The sequence below is a fragment of the Saccharothrix deserti genome (genome assembly GCF_009769385.1).
GTDB lineage: Bacteria > Actinomycetota > Actinomycetes > Mycobacteriales > Pseudonocardiaceae > Actinosynnema > Actinosynnema deserti.
Genome location: NZ_VKAB01000012.1, coordinates 183,276 through 199,466 on the forward strand (window position 1 = coordinate 183,276; position 16,191 = coordinate 199,466).

Annotated in this window: 20 protein-coding genes; 8 read left to right on the forward strand and 12 right to left on the reverse strand. The window is 70.3% G+C overall.

Annotation, left to right across the window (positions count from 1 at the left end; genetic code table 11):
* Window positions 1-193: 193 nt before the first annotated feature.
* The gene (locus FM051_RS22500) at window positions 194-964 is read right to left on the reverse strand and encodes an MBL fold metallo-hydrolase (protein WP_158846493.1); all 771 of its coding nucleotides are present in this window, start codon (window positions 962-964) and stop codon (window positions 194-196) included.
* A gap of 677 nt (window positions 965-1,641) precedes the next feature.
* Here FM051_RS22500 and FM051_RS22505 point away from each other — a divergent pair.
* Together FM051_RS22505 and FM051_RS22510 are read left to right on the forward strand one after the other, a co-directional pair.
* The gene (locus tag FM051_RS22505; RefSeq protein ID WP_238412571.1) at window positions 1,642-2,346 is read left to right on the forward strand and encodes a polysaccharide deacetylase family protein; all 705 of its coding nucleotides are present in this window, start codon (window positions 1,642-1,644) and stop codon (window positions 2,344-2,346) included.
* Complete coding sequence (locus FM051_RS22510) at window positions 2,343-3,638, forward strand: extracellular catalytic domain type 1 short-chain-length polyhydroxyalkanoate depolymerase (RefSeq protein WP_238412572.1); 1,296 nt, start codon at window positions 2,343-2,345, stop codon at window positions 3,636-3,638. Before FM051_RS22505 ends, FM051_RS22510 begins: the two co-directional genes overlap by 4 nt.
* 66 nt (window positions 3,639-3,704) lie before the next feature.
* Here the strand turns inward: FM051_RS22510 and FM051_RS22515 are convergent, their stop codons facing one another.
* The 7 genes from FM051_RS22515 to clpS form a co-directional block, all read right to left on the reverse strand.
* Complete coding sequence (locus FM051_RS22515; RefSeq protein WP_158846497.1) at window positions 3,705-4,655, reverse strand: PLP-dependent cysteine synthase family protein; 951 nt, start codon at window positions 4,653-4,655, stop codon at window positions 3,705-3,707.
* A 46-nt stretch (window positions 4,656-4,701) separates the two neighbouring features.
* Window positions 4,702-4,974 (reverse strand): MoaD/ThiS family protein, encoded by a 273-nt coding sequence (locus FM051_RS22520; RefSeq protein ID WP_158846499.1) that lies wholly within the window; start codon window positions 4,972-4,974, stop codon window positions 4,702-4,704.
* Window positions 4,975-5,025: 51 nt separating this feature from the next.
* Window positions 5,026-5,481, reverse strand: a complete 456-nt coding sequence (locus tag FM051_RS22525; protein ID WP_158846501.1) for a M67 family metallopeptidase — start codon at window positions 5,479-5,481, stop codon at window positions 5,026-5,028.
* A gap of 51 nt (window positions 5,482-5,532) precedes the next feature.
* A complete protein-coding gene (locus FM051_RS22530) occupies window positions 5,533-6,027 on the reverse strand; it encodes a DUF2231 domain-containing protein (RefSeq protein ID WP_158846503.1) in 495 nt (164 codons plus the stop codon).
* A gap of 190 nt (window positions 6,028-6,217) precedes the next feature.
* Window positions 6,218-6,787, reverse strand: coding sequence for a P1 family peptidase (locus FM051_RS22535; RefSeq protein WP_158846505.1), 570 nt, complete (start codon window positions 6,785-6,787; stop codon window positions 6,218-6,220).
* Window positions 6,787-7,344: a DUF2017 domain-containing protein gene (locus FM051_RS22540; RefSeq protein ID WP_202918970.1), complete on the reverse strand. Its 558-nt coding sequence runs from the start codon at window positions 7,342-7,344 to the stop codon at window positions 6,787-6,789. The genes FM051_RS22535 and FM051_RS22540 overlap by 1 nt, the downstream gene beginning before the upstream one ends.
* Window positions 7,341-7,640 carry an ATP-dependent Clp protease adapter ClpS gene (clpS, locus tag FM051_RS22545; protein ID WP_053717098.1) on the reverse strand — a complete coding sequence of 100 codons (300 nt, stop codon included), beginning with the start codon at window positions 7,638-7,640 and terminating at the stop codon, window positions 7,341-7,343. The genes FM051_RS22540 and clpS overlap by 4 nt, the downstream gene beginning before the upstream one ends.
* A gap of 99 nt (window positions 7,641-7,739) precedes the next feature.
* On the opposite strand from clpS, the gene FM051_RS22550 reads away from it, so the two are divergent.
* Window positions 7,740-9,014 (forward strand): nicotinate phosphoribosyltransferase, encoded by a 1,275-nt coding sequence (locus tag FM051_RS22550; RefSeq protein WP_158846507.1) that lies wholly within the window; start codon window positions 7,740-7,742, stop codon window positions 9,012-9,014.
* Between the two features lie 8 nt (window positions 9,015-9,022).
* Complete coding sequence (locus FM051_RS22555) at window positions 9,023-9,592, forward strand: isochorismatase family protein (protein ID WP_158846509.1); 570 nt, start codon at window positions 9,023-9,025, stop codon at window positions 9,590-9,592.
* A 230-nt stretch (window positions 9,593-9,822) separates the two neighbouring features.
* Here FM051_RS22555 and FM051_RS22560 read toward each other — a convergent pair whose 3' ends face one another.
* The 4 genes from FM051_RS22560 to FM051_RS22575 all read right to left on the reverse strand — a co-directional run bounded on the left by FM051_RS22560 (window position 9,823) and on the right by FM051_RS22575 (window position 12,889).
* Window positions 9,823-10,482: a hypothetical protein gene (locus FM051_RS22560; protein WP_158846511.1), complete on the reverse strand. Its 660-nt coding sequence runs from the start codon at window positions 10,480-10,482 to the stop codon at window positions 9,823-9,825.
* Between the two features lie 132 nt (window positions 10,483-10,614).
* Window positions 10,615-11,778 carry a non-hydrolyzing UDP-N-acetylglucosamine 2-epimerase gene (gene wecB / locus FM051_RS22565; RefSeq protein WP_158846513.1) on the reverse strand — a complete coding sequence of 388 codons (1,164 nt, stop codon included), beginning with the start codon at window positions 11,776-11,778 and terminating at the stop codon, window positions 10,615-10,617.
* A gap of 166 nt (window positions 11,779-11,944) precedes the next feature.
* Complete coding sequence (locus FM051_RS22570; RefSeq protein WP_158846515.1) at window positions 11,945-12,112, reverse strand: LPXTG cell wall anchor domain-containing protein; 168 nt, start codon at window positions 12,110-12,112, stop codon at window positions 11,945-11,947.
* Between the two features lie 3 nt (window positions 12,113-12,115).
* Complete coding sequence (locus FM051_RS22575; protein ID WP_158846517.1) at window positions 12,116-12,889, reverse strand: choice-of-anchor P family protein; 774 nt, start codon at window positions 12,887-12,889, stop codon at window positions 12,116-12,118.
* A gap of 265 nt (window positions 12,890-13,154) precedes the next feature.
* On the opposite strand from FM051_RS22575, the gene xrtP reads away from it, so the two are divergent.
* The 4 genes from xrtP (at window position 13,155) to FM051_RS22595 (ending at window position 16,076) form a co-directional block, all read left to right on the forward strand.
* Window positions 13,155-13,673, forward strand: coding sequence for an exosortase P (gene xrtP / locus FM051_RS22580; RefSeq protein ID WP_238412573.1), 519 nt, complete (start codon window positions 13,155-13,157; stop codon window positions 13,671-13,673).
* A gap of 44 nt (window positions 13,674-13,717) precedes the next feature.
* Window positions 13,718-15,028, forward strand: a complete 1,311-nt coding sequence (locus FM051_RS22585; protein ID WP_158846864.1) for a glycosyltransferase family 2 protein — start codon at window positions 13,718-13,720, stop codon at window positions 15,026-15,028.
* A 10-nt stretch (window positions 15,029-15,038) separates the two neighbouring features.
* The gene (locus tag FM051_RS22590) at window positions 15,039-15,362 is read left to right on the forward strand and encodes a YbjQ family protein (RefSeq protein ID WP_158846519.1); all 324 of its coding nucleotides are present in this window, start codon (window positions 15,039-15,041) and stop codon (window positions 15,360-15,362) included.
* Between the two features lie 138 nt (window positions 15,363-15,500).
* Window positions 15,501-16,076, forward strand: a complete 576-nt coding sequence (locus tag FM051_RS22595; RefSeq protein ID WP_158846521.1) for a biotin transporter BioY — start codon at window positions 15,501-15,503, stop codon at window positions 16,074-16,076.
* Window positions 16,077-16,191: the final 115 nt, after the last annotated feature.

Genomic DNA, 16,191 nt, shown 5'->3' on the forward strand with positions numbered 1-16,191 from the left:
CTCGCGTACCGAGAGTCGAACGTTCAGGTACCCCGAGTTCAACGCTCAGGACAGGACGGGCCGGCACGAACGCCGGACTCTCGTGTCCTGAGCGTTGAACTCACGTGCTCTGAAGGTTCGACTCTCGCGACCTGAAGGTTCGACTCTCGGCACCTGAGTGTTCGACTCTCGGGACCTGGGGGTTCGACTCTCGCTAGATCGTGTAGACGGCGCCGGGGGTGGCCAGGGTTACCGGGCCGGGGAAGGCTTTCTCGGCGTCTTCGAGGACGCCGTCGCGGTCGGACCAGGGCAGGACGTGGGTCAGGACCAGGCGTTGCACGCCGGCGGACGTGGCCACCTCGCCCGCCTCCCTTCCGCTCATGTGCAGGTAGTTGGCGCGGCCCGCCTGCTCCCGCCACGCCGAGTCGGCCAGCAGCAGGTCGGCGCCCTCGGCCAGCCGCACCAGCTCCGGGCACGGCACCGTGTCACCGGAGAACACCAGCGACACGCCCTCGTACGAGATGCGGAACCCGTAGGCCTCGCAGATGTGCCGCATGGCGGCCACCTCGACGTCCACCGGCCCCACCGCGTACCTCCCCGGCGCGAGCGGCACGAAGTCGAACGTGTCCGTCAGGTCCGTGGTCGCGAACTCGGCGCGGCTGGCGGCGTGCGCGGCGGCGAGGCGGGACGGCGCGTGCGACGGCGCGAACACCGGCAGCCGGCGTTCGGTGACGTCGTAGGGCGGCTCTGGGTGCTCGCGCCGGTAGACGGCGAGCGAGCTGAAGTCGGCGCAGTGGTCGAGGTGCAGGTGCGACAGCAGCACGGCGTCGAGGTCGAACGGGTCGCAGTGCCGCATGAGCGGGCCGAACACGCCGCTGCCCAGTTCCACCACGATCCGGACGCCGCCCGCCTCCACCAGGTACCCGGAGGTGGGCAGATCAGGCCCCGGGGCACTGCCCGCGCACCCGAGCACCGTCAATTGCATGCGCGGAACGATAGCAGCCCGACGGACGGCAAAAATGCGGAAAGACCACGGGCCGGAGCCGACAATATCAACGCCGTATGGGTTCACTCGAATGCATCAACCGGGGAGTTCGAACAGATCTATCTGCGGGTTTCCGTAGTCGAGGAGAAGCGCATCCGGAAGCCGGACGCCGACCGCCGGAGGTGCAGGTGACGGGCGAGGACGACGTGGTCACCATTCCCCCAATTCCTGCCGTGGTACGTGAAGTGACTACCCGAACCGGCTTATCGCAACGCCCGGATCGCATCTGACTGAACGGACGACGGCATTCGTGAAAGTGAGCGGGATCGCGTCACCCTTGGCCGACACCCGCGCGTACCGACACCCGAACGGCTTCTTGAAAATCGCACTGCCGACTGATCCGCAATTCCAGCTGAGCCTGCACGTGTGATGCCCGACGCCCGATTACCCCTGGGCGGCGGCCGGCAGGTCGTGCTCCAGAGGGGGCAACGGCACCGGCCGAGCGTCCGAAAGTTTCTCCCCGCAATCCACGCCACCAAATGGGTGCACTGGGAGTTCGCGCAGCTCAACATGCCATTTGAGACTCGCAACATTCACGAAACTCATTGTCGACGGCGGCGGCCTGAACACATAGTGGCGACAACTCTCGACGTGATCCTCAAGGAGGAGGGATGGTCTTGAGAAGCCTTCTGGCCGTGGCCCTGCTGGTTGCCGCTCCGTTGCTCTCCACGGGCGCCGCGAACGCCGCGAACGCCGCAAGCGCCGGAGCCGCCACCGACGCCGCGCCCGGTGCACCCGCCGCGCGTGCGTGCTCCGGGTACGTGGCACTGACCTACGACGACGGCCCCACCCCGCAGTTCACCCGCCCACTGCTGTCCGCGCTGAACGCGGCAGGCGCGCGGGCGACGTTCTTCGACATGGGCTCGCGCGTCCAGCAGTACCCCGACCTGGCGCGGGCCACCACCGCGGCGGGCATGTGGATCGCCAACCACTCGTGGTCGCACCCGTACCTCACCCGGATCAGCGCGGCCGAGGTGACCAGGGAGCTGTCCAACACCCAGAACGCGATCCGGAACGCGACCGGCCAGACGCCGACCCTGTTCCGCCCGCCGTACGGCGACACGAACGCCGCCGTGCAGGCCGAGGCACGACGACAGGGCATGGCCCAGGTCCTCTGGTCGGTCGACACGCAGGACTGGAACAACGCCTCGACCGACGCGATCGTCCGCGCCGCGACCAGCGCCAACGCCGGCGGCATCGTGCTGATGCACGACGGCAACCAGAGGACCGTGGACGCCGTGCCGCGGATCGTCCGAGGCCTCGCCGCCAAGAACCTGTGCCCCGGCCGCATCGACAGCACCGGACGGGTGGTGGCGCCGTGAAGGTCCTCGGCGCGATCGTGAGCGCCCTGATCGCGACCGCGGCCTTCGTGCTGGCCTTCGTGGTCGCACCGCAGGCGTCGGCCGCCACGCTCACCGAAGTCACCGGTTTCGGCACGAACCCCAGCAACCTGCGCATGCACCTGTACGTGCCGGACCGCACCCAGGCCAGGCCACCGGTGCTGCTGGCCGTCCACTACTGCACGGGCTCCGGCCAGGCGATGTACTCCGGCACGGACTTCGCCCGGCTGGCCGACCAGTACGGGTTCATCGTGATCTACCCGACGGCCACGCGCAGCGGCAACTGCTTCGACGTGTCCAGCCCGCAGGCGCTCCGGCGTGACGGCGGCAGCGACCCGGTCGGGCTGATGTCGATGGTCCGGTACGTGCTCCAGCGCTACAACGGCGACACCGGCCGCGTGTTCGTCACCGGCATCTCGTCCGGCGCGATGACCACGAACGTCATGCTGGCCAACTACCCGGACGTGTTCGCCGCGGGCGCGGCGTTCGCGGGCGTGCCGGACGGCTGCTTCGCGACCACCGACGGCTCCGGCTGGAACAGCGCCTGCGCCAACGGCCAGGTGCTCAAGACGCCGCAGGAGTGGGGTGACATCGCCCGCTCCGCCTACCCCGGCTACAACGGCGCACGGCCGCGCGTGCAGCTGTGGCACGGCACCGCGGACGACACCCTGCGCTACCCGAACTTCGGCGAGGAGATCGACCAGTGGACCAACGTCCACGGTCTGTCCACCACGCCGACGTCCACCGACAGCCCGCAGTCCGGCTGGACCCGCACCCGTTACGGCACCAAGGTCGAGGCCATCTCCATGCAGGGCACCGGCCACAACCTGATGGGCGCGGGCATGGCGTTGCGCGCCATCCAGTTCTTCGGACTGGACCAGAGCGGCGGCACGACCACCACCACAACCAGCACAACAACAACCACCACTACCACCACCACGGGCACTCCCCCGACGGGCGGGTGCAAGGTCACCTACACGGTCAACGCCTGGAGCACCGGCCTGACCGCGAGCATCACCGTCACCAACAGCGGCGCCAACGCCATCAACGGCTGGCAGCTCGCGTTCACCCTGCCCGGCGGGCAGACCATCACCAGCGGGTGGAACGCCACCTACTCGCCCACCAGCGGTGCGGTCACGGCGCGGAACGCGTCCTACAACGGCACCATCAACCCCGGTGGGTCGACCGGCATCGGGTTCCAGGCCACCCACGGTGGCAACACCGACAAGCCGACCTCGTTCACGCTCAACGGAGACGCGTGCGCGATCGGCTGAAATGAGAAGGGCCCCGCAGCGGCGCGGGGCCCTTCTCCTACCTACAAGGCTTGCGCCACAACGACTTCACGCCCACAGGTGCCCGTCGAGCCGTTCGGCGGCCTCGTCCAACGTGCCCGCGTACGCGCCGGTGGACAGGTACTTCCACCCCGCGTCCGCCACCACGAACGCCACGTCCGCCGACTCGCCGCGCGCCGCCGCCTTCTCCGCCGCGGCCAGCGCCGCGTGCAGGATCGCGCCGGTGGAGATGCCCGCGAAGATGCCCTCCACCTCCAGCAGCTGACGGGTGCGGCGCAGCGCGTCGTACGAGCCGACCGAGTAGCGGCCGGTCAGCACCTCGGCGTCGTACAGCTCGGGCACGAAACCCTCGTCGAGGTTGCGCAGTCCGTACACCAGCTCGCCGTACCGCGGCTCGGCCGCGATGATCTGCACGTCCGGCTTCTGCTCGCGCAGGTACCGGCCGACGCCGACCAACGTGCCGGTGGTGCCCAGACCCGCGACGAAGTGCGTGATCGTCGGCAGGTCCTTGAGGATCTCCGGCCCGGTGCCGTCGTAGTGCGCGCCGGCGTTCGCCGGGTTGCCGTACTGGTAGAGCATCACCCAGTCCGGGTTCTGCGCGGCCAGTTCCTTCGCCAACGCCACGGCCTGGTTGGAGCCGCCCGCCGCGGGCGAGAACACGATCCGCGCGCCGTAGGCCTGCAGCAGCTGCTTGCGCTCGGCGGACGTGTTCTCCGGCATCACGCACACCAGGCCGTAGCCCTTGAGCTTGGCGGCCATGGCGAGAGCGATGCCGGTGTTGCCCGACGTCGGTTCGAGGATCGTGCAGCCCGGCGTGAGCACCCCGGTCCGCTCGGCCTCCTCGATCATCATCAGGACCGGGCGGTCCTTGATCGAGCCGGTCGGGTTGCGGTCCTCCAGCTTCGCCCACAGCCGCACGTCCTTCGACGGCGACAACCGGGGCAGCCCCACCAGGGGCGTGCCGCCGACCGCGTCGAGCAGTGACTCGTACCGGGCCACGATGAAGTCCTCCGTGCTGGATCGGCCGGGGATCCGGCCGGGTGGGTCAGCCGCCCGCGACGGCCGGGAGGATCGTCACGGTGTCGCCGTCCTTGACCGCGGCCTCGAGGCCGCCCGCGAACCGCACGTCCTCGTCGTTGACGTAGACGTTGACGAACCGGTGGAGCGCGCCTTCCTTGACCAGGCGCTGCTTCAGGCCACCGTGGTTGGTCTCCAGGTCGTCGATGACCTCGGCGAGCGTCGCGCCCGCGGCCTCGACCGACTTCTGCCCACCGGTGTGGGTGCGCAGGATCGTGGGGATGGAGACGATGACGGCCATGCTGGAACCTCCGAGGAGCCGGGTTTGGTGAAGGTGGTGCGAAGACGCAGCTCAGGGACAGTCGGGCGTGTCGTCGGCGCCGGTGTGGGCGAACATGTACGACTCGACGACCTCGACCGGTTCTTCGGTCACCACGCCGTCCACGATCCGGTAGGAGCGCAGCTCGTGCTGCTCCGGGTCCCGGGTGGAGATGAGGACGTAGTGCGCTTTCGGCTCGCTGGCGTAGGAGATGTCCGTGCGCGACGGGTACGGCTCGGTCGCGGTGTGCGAGTGGTAGACGACGATCGTCTCTTCGTCGTTGCGTTCCAGCTCGCGGTGCACCCGCAGCTGCTCCATCGAGTCGAAGCGGTAGAAGGTGGGCGAGCGCTCGGCGTTGTCCATCGCGATGAACCGCTCGGGGCGGTCGGAGCCCTCGGGGCCGGCGATGATCCCGCACGCCTCATCCGGGTGGTCACGACGGGCATGAGCCACCATCGCGTCCACTAGGTCACGGCGAATCACCAGCACGCCCCCATCCTACGTGGTGGGGGAAGGTGTCCCGCGGTGTGAGAACTCGCACTACACCGGTTCGCGGACACCTCCGGGAGCCGCCGGGTCCGCCGGACGGACGCCGAGCAGGCCGCCCGCGCCGAGCGCCGCGAGTCCAACTGCCGAGACCGCCCTGGCCACCACGCCGAAGCCGTGGCCGCGGAGCCGGAAGGACGTGAGGTAGCACACATCCGCCGCCGCGTTGGCGACCAACTGCACGAACGCCACGCGCCGCTGCTTCTCGTCCAACGTCCCGTACTCGGCCAGCTCCGTCGCCAGCGCCGCCGGCGCCACCGCCAACCCGGCCCCGATCAGCGCCCGCGCCGCCTTGCTGCTCCCCGGCATCAGGTCCAGGGCCGCCGACGCCGCGTACAAGCCGATCGGCAACACCACCACGGCCGGGTGAACCGGCCTCCCCAACGCCCGCGCGCGCAGCAGGTCGGTCACCTCACGCCGCCGCAACGCCGCCGGCACCGCCTCTGCCAACGCCCCGGCCGCCTTGTCCACCGCCGGACTGGTCCGCACCCACCTGAACACACTCTGCACAGCCGACATGCCCCAGGAGTACCCACCCCAGCCCCTCCACACCCCCGAGAGTCGAACCCCCAGGTACCGAGAGTCGAACCCTCAGAGCGCGTGTGTCCTACGTTGGGAACGCGAGAGTCCTGCGTTCAGGACCCTTGAATTCGACGCTCAGGACAGGCGACCTGGGCGTTCACGCACTCTGGACTGCGCGTTCCAGCGCGTCCGCCGCCGCCGTGCACAGGTCGTTCAACGCCGTCCCGGTCGCCACCCCCGTGGCCACCGCGAACACGGTCGCCGGCACCGTCACCCCCGCCCGCGCGAACCCGTCGTGCGCCGACATCGCGACCCTTCGGCATTCGGCCGGCCCGACTTCGGCATCCACCACCACGAGCCCCACCGCCGTCTCACCGACGAACGCCAACGCCGGCGGCACGTCGGACGACGCCGCCTCACAAGCCGCGTACCCGTCGCCCGCGACCAGCCCCAAAGCCGCCGCCGCGGGCACGATCGGCACGACCTCGAACGGCCGCGCGCCCACCGGGAACCCGTGCCCGCGCTCCGCCAACCACCGCACGACCCCGTCGACAGCCGCCAGCCCACCACCGGCCAACACCACCGCGTGCACCCGCTGCACCAACGTCGACGGGTCCAGCAAGTCCAGCTCACGCGTCCCGACCGGCGCACCGCGCACGTCGACCCCGGCCACCGCACCGGCCGGCGTCAGCACCACCGCCACCCCCGGCGCGCGCCCGACCAGCATCAGGTCATGACCGCTTCGACCAGCGTCTCCTGCACCCACGTCAGCCAGTGGTACACGCCGAGGTGCGGCGAGCGCGGGTCGTCCGGCGGCAGCTCGTCCGGCATGTCCTCCTGCACGTCCAACGCCGTCCCGAGCGCCAACCGCACGTCGTTCAACGCCGACAGCCACGCCTCGGCCTGCTCCAACGCCAGCCGCACCTCACCGCCGTCCGGCGGGCACGTCTCCAGCACCACCGCCGCGACCCCGGTCTTCAGGTCCAGCAGCTCGGGCTCGTGCAACGACCGCAGCGCGTTGGCCGAGTCGACCTCGGCCGGGTCCGGCGCGTCCGGATCGAGGCGGTGGAAGTCGGGCAGCAATCTGCCCAGGATCGGGTCGTCGGGCGGCGTGGACGGGCCGGTGCGGATGCCGGTCAGCTCCGCCAGCTCGTCCTGCGGCGCCTCTTCGGCACGTGCCATCAGCATGTCCTGGATCTGGCTCACCAGGCCGCGCACGACGGCGGCCTCCTGCCGGTCGAACCGGCCGAGCACCAGATCGCCGGTGCGTGTCCACTTCTTCACGACGAACGCTGCATGGTCGCCCAGAGCCCGGCCGCGTGCAGCTTGGCCACGTCGGCCTCCACCTTGTCCTTGGTCCCCGACGACACGATCGCCCTGCCCTTGTGGTGCACGTCCAACATCAACTTCGTCGCGTGGTCGCGGCTGTAGCCGAACAGCTTCTGGAACACGTACGTCACGTAGGACATCAGGTTCACCGGGTCGTTCCAGACCAAGGTCTGCCACGGGCGGTCCTCGGTGCGGACCTCCTCGCCGGCCGGGTCAACCTGCGTCCGCTCATGCTCGACGGGCGTGGTCATACCGCCAATGGTGTCATGTTCCGGTCGGTGGTGGAGCCCACAGGGCCACGTGTGTGCGCGGGCCTGGGCTTCTGCGTGGAACGCCTAGGCTTTGTCCCCATGTCGACGTCGCTGTTCACCGACCACTACGAGTTGACGATGCTCGCCGCGGCGCTGCGCGACGGCACCGCCGACCGGCCGTGCGTCTTCGAGGTCTTCGCCCGACGACTGCCCGAGGGCAGGCGGTACGGCGTCGTCGCGGGCACCGGCAGGCTGCTGGACGCGATCGCCGACTTCACGTTCTCCGAGAGTGACCTGGAGTTGCTGGAGCGCACGAACGTGGTCGACCAGGCCACCCTGTCGTGGCTCGCCGACTACTCGTTCACCGGGGACGTGGACGGCTACCCGGAGGGCGAGCTGTACTTCCCGGGCTCGCCGATCCTGTCCGTGCGCGCGCCGTTCGCGGTGGGCGTGGTGCTGGAGACCCTGGTGCTGTCGATCCTCAACCACGACAGCGCGATCGCGTCGGCGGCGGCGCGGATGGTGGGTGCGGCCAACGGCCGGCGGATGATCGAGATGGGGTCGCGCCGCACGCACGAGGAGGCGGCGGTGGCCGCGGCCCGTGCCGCGTACCTGGCGGGGTTCACCGCGACGTCGAACCTGGAGGCGGCGCGGCGGCACGGCATCCCGACCGCCGGGACGTGCGCGCACGCGTTCACGCTGTTGCACGACAGCGAGGAGGAGGCGTTCCGGTCGCAGGTCGACGCGTTGGGACCGGAGACGACGCTCCTGGTGGACACCTACGACATCACGAACGGCATCAAGACGGCCGTGCAGGTCGCGGGGCCGTCGCTGGGCGCGGTGCGGATCGACTCCGGTGACCTGGGCGTGCTGGCCCGGCAGGCGCGGGACCAACTGGACTCGTTGGGCGCGCGGAACACCCGGATCGTGGTGTCGGGCGACCTGGACGAGTACTCGATCGCGATGCTGCGGGCCGAACCGGTGGACGCTTACGGCGTGGGCACGTCCCTGGTCACGGGGTCCGGCGCGCCGACCGCGGGCATGGTCTACAAGCTGGTCGAGGTGGACGGGCGGCCGGTGGAGAAGCGCAGCTCGCACAAGGAGTCGCGGGGTGGGCGGAAGAACGCGCTGCGGCGGCACAAGGAGACCGGGACGGCGTTGGAGGAGGTCGTGTTCCGGCACTCGTCCGAGCCGTCGTCGGGGACGCACGACCGGCTGCTCGCGGTGCCGCTGATCCGTGCTGGACAACCGGTGGACGGCTTGGACACCCTGATGGAGAGCCGGGAACGGCTGCGTGCCGCACTGGTGACGGTGCCGTGGGAGGGCCTGAAGCTGTCCCGCGGTGAACCCGCGATTCCGACGACGTTCCTCTAGGGGGCCTGATGAGCAAGGCGCTGATCGTGGTGGACGTGCAGAACGACTTCTGCGAGGGCGGTTCCCTGGCGGTGGCGGGTGGCGCGGCCGTCGCGGCGGCGATCTCGGCGCACGTGGCTGGCGGCGGGTACGACCACGTCGTGGCGACCCGTGACTACCACGTGGAGCCGGGGGCGCACTTCAGCGAGACACCGGATTTCGTGGACACGTGGCCGGTGCACTGCGTGGCGGGGACGGCGGGGGCGTCGTTCCACCCGGAGTTGGACGTCACGGCGGTGGAGGCGGTGTTCTCCAAGGGCGCTTACGCGGCGGCGTACTCGGGGTTCGAGGGTGCGTCCGGCGCGGGTGAGTCGCTGGCCGACTGGCTGCGGGCGCGCGGGGTGGAGCAGGTGGACGTGGTGGGTATCGCCACCGACCACTGCGTGCGGGCGACCGCGTTGGACGCGGCCAACGCCGGGTTCTCGACGACCGTGCTGCTGGATCTGACGGCTGGGGTGGCGCCGTCGACGGTGAACGACGCGTTGACGCGGCTCGGTGAGGCGGGCGTGACGCTGACGGGGACGCCGCGCGTCGGCTGACCTAACCGCTCCGGCACCCCGAACCCGGTCGGGTTCGGGGTGCCGAACACGCAGCTCGCACGTTCCGAGCGTTGAACTCGGGGGTCCTGAACGTAGGACACACCTGCGCTGAACGTAGGACACACGCGCTCTGAACGTAGGACACACGCGAGAGTCCTACGTTCGCGTACCGAGAGTCGAACGTTCAGGTATCCCGAGTTCAACGTTCGACTCTCGGCGGGCGTGTGGGGCTAGGGGGTGGGTGAGCAGGCGGTTGCGCCCAGGACCACGTCACCGGTGATGGTGGACGCCTCGGTGAAGCGGAGGTGGAGCAGGTTCATCGCGATGCTGCCGTCGTTGGGGTGGGGCAGGATCGTTTCGCCGAAGGTCGCGGTGGCGAGCACCGTGCCGTCGGACTTCTTCACCTCGTGGACGTGGTTCGCCGGGAGTTGCTCCGGCAGGCCGGAGAAGCCCCGCAGGCCGCCCAGCGACATGCCCGCGCTCGTGCCGGACTCGGTCGCCGTGCAGGTCACCTGCCACTTGGCCACCCGCAGCCGGGGACCGCCCACCGACACCAGCGCGGACAGCTCGAAATCGGTGCCGTTCGCCTCGGACGTCGTGGTGGTCGTGTCGTTCGCCGGGTCCACGACCGCCGTGGTGCACGACGACGTCCCGGCGCCGAACCGGACGCCCATGCGGACCACCGCCTCGGACGTGTTCGACGTCGTCCCGTCCACCGCGCACGGCGCCAGCGGCGGCACGCTGACGTGCATGCCGGCCTTGGTGAACTCGGCGGAGCCGACCGACGCGACGCCCGCCGGGTTGGCCGCCCACGCGGGCGGTGCGGCGGCCAGGCCGAGCACGAGCGCCGCGGTCAGAGCCCCGACCCGGCGCGCTGGGATCTGATTCATGGTGTTGTCCTCCTGCTTTCCATACCAGAGGGACTATCGAACTCCGGCGGAGGCAAGCTGACGATCCCGCGCGCACATCACCCGTAAGGGCAAAAACCGATACCCGGTCGAGTGACTAATAGCGCTGTGCGATCAGGACGGAATTCGGACTGGCAAGGGTGCGTTGGAGAAATCACTCGGCAGACCGACCAGTCGTTCCAATGCGCCGCGCACCCGGGACGCGGCGCAGCCGTCGCCGAACGGGTTGTGCCCCAGCGGCAGGCGCAGCCGCGCGCCGAGCACCCAGCCCGCCTCGGCGGTGATCCGGATCGGGTCGGTGCCGACCAGCCACGCGCAGCCGGCGTCCACCGCGGACATCCGCTCGGTCGTCTCGCGCAGCACCAGCACCGGCACCCCGAACGACGGCGCCTCCTCCTGGATGCCGCCGGAGTCGGTGAGCACCAGCGCGGCCCGGCGCAGCGCGCGCACGAGGTCCGGGTAGTCCAACGGCTCGGTCACCACGATCCGGTCGTGCCCGCCGAGCACGTCACGTGCCGCCGCCCGCACGTTCGGGTTGGGGTGCGCGGGCAGCAGCACGCGCACGTCGGGGTGCCGGTCGGCGATCTCCCGCACGGCGCGCAGCACGCGTTCCAGCGGCTCGCCCCACGACTCCCACCGGTGCACGGTGACCAGCACCAGGCGTTCGGAGCGCTCGTCGAGCACGCGTTCCAGCAGCGCGAGGTCCGGGTCGCGGGCGGGCAGGTCGGCGGCGGCGACCCGCTGCACGGCGTCGACCACGGTGTTGCCGGTGACCACGATCTCGCGGTCCGCCAGGTCCTCACCGACCAGCACGGCCGCCGCGTCGTCGGTCGGGGCGAGGTGCAGGGTGGCGATCCGGGCGATCATCTGCCGAGTGGCCTCCTCCGGGAACGGTCCCGCGAGGTCGCCGGTGCGCAGGCCGGCTTCGAGGTGCGCCACCGGGATGCCGCGCCAGAACCCGGCGAGCGCGCCCGCCAGCGCCGTGGTCGTGTCGCCCTGCACGAGGACGACGGCCGGGTCGCGCGTGCGCAGCACCCGGTCGACCTCCGGCAGCAGGCGCGCGAGCAGTTCCGCCTGGCTGCCGATGGCCCGCGGCACGTCCAACTCGACGTTCGCGAGCAGGCCGAACGCGCGCAGCGCCTGTTCGACCATGCCGGCGTGTTGTCCACTGTGGACGATCACGGGTCGGAGCACCGGGTGGTCGGCCAGCGCCAGGGCCACCGGTGCGATCTTCACCGCTTCGGGTCGGGTGCCCGCGAGCAGCACTACTTCCTTCACCTTGCTCCCTTCTCAAGCGGATCTGAGGCGGATTTCGGCTGGGCGGTTCGGCAGGGCGAGGGCGGATGTCGGAGGGCGGAGGGCGGATCTCTTCGGGCGGATGTTCGGGTGGATGCGGTGCCCCGGAGCGCGCCTGGGGGCGGGCGCGCGCCGGGGCACACGCGCGCTACTCGTCGGCTGTCGCTCGTCGCCTGCGGACCGCGTGGGTCAGGAGCAGGCCGGTCGCGAGGAGCACCGCGCCGGCCACGACCCACCACGTGACGCCGGCGCCGGTGGCCGCCAACGAGCCGATTCCCGTGCCGACCGCGACACCGCTGCCGGGGACCTTGTACACGGCTCAGACCGCCGCGAGTTCGCGCCGGCGGCGGATCGCCGCGGCGGCGACGGGCGCGCCGAACAGGGCGAGCAGGCCGAGTCCGATCCACAGGCCCGCGCCGGAGGCCATCGGGATGGGCAGGCCGGCCGGGCCGCAGGTGGCGGACGAGAGCACCAGGTCACCGGAGCCGATGGAGCCGAGCGCGCCGCCGATGAGGGTGAGGTGCAGGGCGTTGACCGTGAGGCTGCCGTCGGCGTTGCGGATCTGCTCGTTGAACACGAGTTTCGCGATGTCCACGCCGAGGAGGTCGACGTCGACGGTGGTGTTGGGCGCAGGCTCGGCGTCCACCTCGCCCAGCCGGCCGAGTTCGAGCCCGGCGAGCTCGGACTTGCCGGTCAGGCCCTTCTGGGTGGCCGCGCACCGGGCTTCGACCAGGTCTGCGGAAACCACGCCGGTGACGGTTTCGAGCAGGTCCAGCCGCACGTCGGCGGTACTGGCCGTGGAGTGGACGCCGCCGGTCTTGTCGTCCCTGGAGGCGGACGCGTTGATCACGCCGGTCTTCAAAGCGCTGGGCAGGTCCACGCCCGCGAACGTGTTGGAGGTGGGGCCGTTCGCGTCGGCGGCGGCGAACGGGCCGGACGACACCGCGTTGCCGCCGAGCAGCGACAGGTCGAGCCTCGCGCCGTGGGCCGAGGCGTCTCCGGGTGCTGCCGAGGCGGGCGCGGCGCCGACCACCAGCGCCGCGACGGCGACCAGTCCGACCGCCGCGGCGCGACGCGTCATTCGCACACGCATGGAACTCCTTTCTCGAAACGGTTGTATCGAGCAATTTCCCCTATCGGCGTTCAACCGGTCGGATTAAAGGTTGCCGACCGTAAAGAGGGACGGCGTCCACTCGAACCGCCCAACTGTGGCCAACAGTTGCCACCCAAAGTGGGTCAACAGTCCGAAAGCACTTCACGTTGTCACTCGATCCGGGGGTTTGGTTCGCCGTATGCATGTCCGATGACCACCAAGCAGCCCTTTCGGGCGATCCCCGATCGAGGAAAGGACTCGTTCAGTGGCGCTTGCCGTGCCCCGCACCGAACATCTCGACCGGGTGGTCGTCGTCGCACTGCTGGTGGCGGCGGCCGGGCTCGTGGTGGCACACAGTGCCTACCGGACCGCCGAGATCACGTTGTCCGGACTGCTGCTCGACGTGCTCGGTTCCGACGGGGTGGAGGTCGTCGCGTCGCGGCAGACCGTGTACTTCGGGCTCGGCTCGGACAGCCCGCTCGGTCTGCGGATGACCCCGGAGTGCACGTCGGCGTTCCTGCTGCTGCCGCTGGTCGTGGTGGGCGCGGTGATGATCGCGCTGCGGCCCCGGATCACCCGGCGGGTGCTGTTCGCGCTGGCGGTGGCCGGTGTCGCCGTGGTGGTGGTCAACCAGTTGCGGGTGCTGACGCTGGTCGGGCTGGTCGAGTGGCTCGGCGTGGACACCGGCTACTACTGGGGCCACACGCTGCTCGGCTCGATGGTGAGCGTGCTCGGTGGCGGCGCGGCGCTGGTGGCGTTCGTGTGGTTGGCGACGCGGAAGTGAGCCTCGATGTCATCCTGGGGTTCACCCAGGCCTTGGCGCTGACGATGAGCGTCGCGTTCGTGACCTACGTGTTCCTCATCGTCATCCCGTACCTGCGGCACAAGCCCCGGCCGGTCGGGCGGGTCGGCGACTTCGAGTGGCACTTCCTGGTGCCGTGCCGTGACGAGGAAGCCGTCATCGGTGACACGGTCCGGTACCTGCGCGCGGCGTTCCCCATCGCGCACGTGTGGGTCATAGACGACGACTCCGACGACGGCACGGTGGACGTCGTGCGCGGGTTCCGCGGTGACCGGAACGTCCACCTCGTGCGGCGGCACCGGCCGCACGCGCGCACTGGCAAGGGTGACGCGCTGAACGACGCTTACCGGACGTTGAAGCTGTGGATGGGACGGCACGCCGACGCCGAGCGTGCGGTGATCGTCGTGGTGGACGCCGACGGTCGGCCCGCGCGCAACTGTCTGGAGGTGTGCGCGGCGGGGCACCTGTTCGGTGACGACACCATCGGCGCGGTGCAGGTGGACGTGCGGATGGTGAACGCGGGTGTGCGGCAGCCGGGGGTGTCGCGGTGGCGTGGGTTCTTCGGTGATCTGCTGGTGCGGATGCAGGACCTGGAGTTCCGGACCGCGATCGCGGCGATCCAGGTGTCGCGCGGCGTCACCGGGACGATCTCCATGGGCGGCAACGGTCAGTTCACCCGGCTGTCGGCGCTGGACTCGATCGCCGGGCCGGCCGGGCAGCCGTGGCGCGGGTCGTTGCTGGAGGACTTCGAACTGGGCGTGCACTTGCTGACCGCCGGGTGGCGCACCGGGTTCACCATGGACACGCACGTGCACCAGGAAGGGCTCTACAGCCTGCGGCGGTTCCTCGCGCAACGCACGCGGTGGGGCCAGGGAACCATGCAGTGCATGCGGTACGTGCGGCGGATCTGGGCCTCGCCGCACCTGTCCACGCTGGGTGCGGCGGAGATGACGTACTACCTGGCCCAGCCGTGGATGCAGCTGCTCGGGACGTTGATCTACCCGATCCCGCTGGTCCTGCTCGGCCACCACGTGGTGATCGCGCCGGGCGAGGTGTGGGCGTGGTTCGTCGAGGGCGCTTGGATCTTGTTCACTGCATACGGAATGTTCGGCCTGCTGCCGTTCGTGCTGTGGGGGCCGGTGTACCGAATGCGATGTCAGCCCTCGATCGGGTTCTGGCGGGCGGTGGGCTACGGGTTTGTGTATGCGATCTACATATATACGTTCTACATCACGTCGTGGCGGGCGCTGGTCCGGTTGGCGCGCGGGCGCAACGGGTGGGCGAAAACGCGGCGGAACACGGAACGGATCACCGGCGAGGTGGCAGTCGACCACTGATAATGACCGGATGATCGTGACGACCACGCACCACATCGACGGCGCCCAAGTCGACAGCTACCTGGGCATCGTGACCGCCCAGACGGTGTTGGGCGTGAACGCGTTCAAGGACATGGCGGCAGGGCTGCGCAACGTGTTCGGCGGGCGTTCCAAGTCCTACGAGGGCGAGTTGGAAGGCGGGGTGACGGCGGTGCTCGTCGAGTTGGAGCAGAAGGCGGCGGCGTTGCAGGCCGACGCGGTGATCGCGGTGGACATCGACTACGGCACCGTCGGCCAGGACATGCTGATGGTGAGCGCGTCCGGCACCGCCGTGCGGTTGGCGACCCGCGACTGATCCCGGCACTCCCCCGCCGCGTCCGGCGTGACGTGTCTTCCGGCGTGACGTGCCCAACTTTGTAGAGCTTCGACAAAGACCGAACGAGTGATCGCCGGTTAACCTCCCGGAGAAGTCGATCCTCTGGGAGGTCCTCAAGTGTCCGTCCTCGCCGTTCCCGGCCGCCGCGCGGTGCTCGCCGACCTGGTCCCGGGCGCTCTCGCGCGTGACATCGCCCTGGTCGTCGCGGGCGCCGGGCTGACCGGGCTGGCCGCCCAGGTCGCGCTGCCCGTGCCGGGCAGCCCGGTGCCGATCACCGGCCAGACGTTCGCCGCCCTGCTGGTGGGCGCCGCCCTCGGGTGGCAGCGCGGTGGCGCGTCGATGGTGCTCTACCTGATCGCGGGTGTCGCCGGTGTGCCGTGGTTCCAGGGCGGTTCGTCGGGCACGCCCGCGTCGCTCGGGTACGTGGTCGGGTTCGTGTTCGCCGGGGCGCTCGTCGGCCACCTGGCGGCTCGTGGCGGTGACCGGACGCCGTTGCGCACGGTCGGCACGATGGCGTTGGGCAACCTGGCGATCTACGCGTGCGGTGTGCCGTGGCTGATGGCCGCTGCCGGCGTGGGCTTCGGCAAGGCGCTGCAACTGGGCGTGACGCCGTTCCTGCTGGGTGACGCGCTGAAGATCGCCCTGGCCGCCGGCCTCCTGCCCGCCACCTGGGCCCTGATCAACCGCAAGTAACCCCGAGAGTCGAACCTCCAGACCTCGAGAGTCGAACGCTCGGGTCCCGTGAGTCCTACGTTCAGGCGCGGTGTGTCCTACGTTCGCGCCAGGTGTGTCCTACGTTCGCGATGCG